The sequence below is a fragment of the Amycolatopsis sp. NPDC023774 genome (assembly GCF_040639695.1).
Classification (GTDB): Bacteria; Actinomycetota; Actinomycetes; order Mycobacteriales; family Pseudonocardiaceae; genus Amycolatopsis.
The window spans coordinates 1-1,030 of the sequence record NZ_JBFAAJ010000124.1; the positions used below are offsets into that span (position 1 = coordinate 1).

The 1,030-nt window shown below is 71.8% G+C and carries 2 protein-coding genes; both read left to right on the top strand.

Annotated features, from left to right (window positions below; all coding sequences use genetic code 11):
* Positions 1-483, top strand: a 483-nt coding sequence (locus tag AB0F91_RS47295; RefSeq protein ID WP_360609102.1) for a zinc-binding dehydrogenase, incomplete at its 5' end; no start/stop codon positions are given.
* Positions 480-1,030, top strand: a 551-nt coding sequence (locus tag AB0F91_RS47300; RefSeq protein ID WP_360609104.1) for a 4-carboxy-4-hydroxy-2-oxoadipate aldolase/oxaloacetate decarboxylase, incomplete at its 3' end; no start/stop codon positions are given. The genes AB0F91_RS47295 and AB0F91_RS47300, both read left to right, overlap by 4 nt.

The following is a 1,030-nucleotide window of genomic DNA, read 5'->3' on the forward strand; positions in this document are numbered from 1 at the left end:
CACCGCTTCGACCTGGCCAAGGAGCTGGGCGCCGACGAGGTCATCGACGTGCTCACCGAGGACCCCCGGGAGAAGGTCATGGACCTCACCGGCGGCCGCGGCGTCGACATCGTGCTCGACTGCACTTCGCGCGCCGGCACCGCGCCGGTGCTGCTCGGCGTCGACGTCCTCAAGCGCCGCGAAGGCACGCTCCTCATCCAGGGGGAGCTGGCCGCGTTCCCGGACTTCCCGGTCAAGAAGGTCACCGAGAAGGCGATCACGATCAAGTCCGCGCGCGGGCACTCGTTCCGCGCCTGCGAGCTCGCCGTGGACCAGCTGGCCTCGCGCCGCTTCCCGCTGGAGAAGCTGGCGACCCACCGCTACGGCATCGACCAGGTCGACCACGCCATCCGCGTGCTCGCCGGCGAGACCGACGAGGACGCGATCCACATTTCCCTGATGCCCTCGCTGGTCGGCCAGGCCGGTGGGGCGGTCGTGCGATGAGCGGGGTCGTCGTCACGAATCCGCCCCGGACCGGTCCGGAAACGCGCGACGGCCTGGGTCGGTTCGGGGTCGCCACGATCCACGAGGCGCAGGGCCGCACCGGGCTGATGGCGTCCTCGCTGAACCCGATCTACCCGGGTTCGCACATCTCGGGCACGGCCGTGACGGTGAGCGTGGCGCCGTGTGACAACTGGATGATCCACGTGGCCGTGGAGCAGTGCGGGCCCGGTGACGTGGTGGTCGTGGCGCCGACCTCGCCGTCGGACGCGGGGTACTTCGGGGAGCTGCTGGCGACCTCCCTCAAGGCGCGCGGGGTGCGGGGCCTGGTCATCGACGCCGGCTGCCGCGACATCGCCGAGCTGCGTGCCCTGCCCTTCCCCGTCTGGTCCCGGGCCGTCTCGGCCGAGGGCACGGTCAAGGAAACGCTCGGCTCGGTGAACACGCCGGTCGTCTGCGGTGGCCGCCTCGTCGAACCGGGTGACGTGATCGTCGCCGACGACGACGGCGTGGTGGTCGTGCGCCGCGCCGACGCGGACGAGGTCCTCGC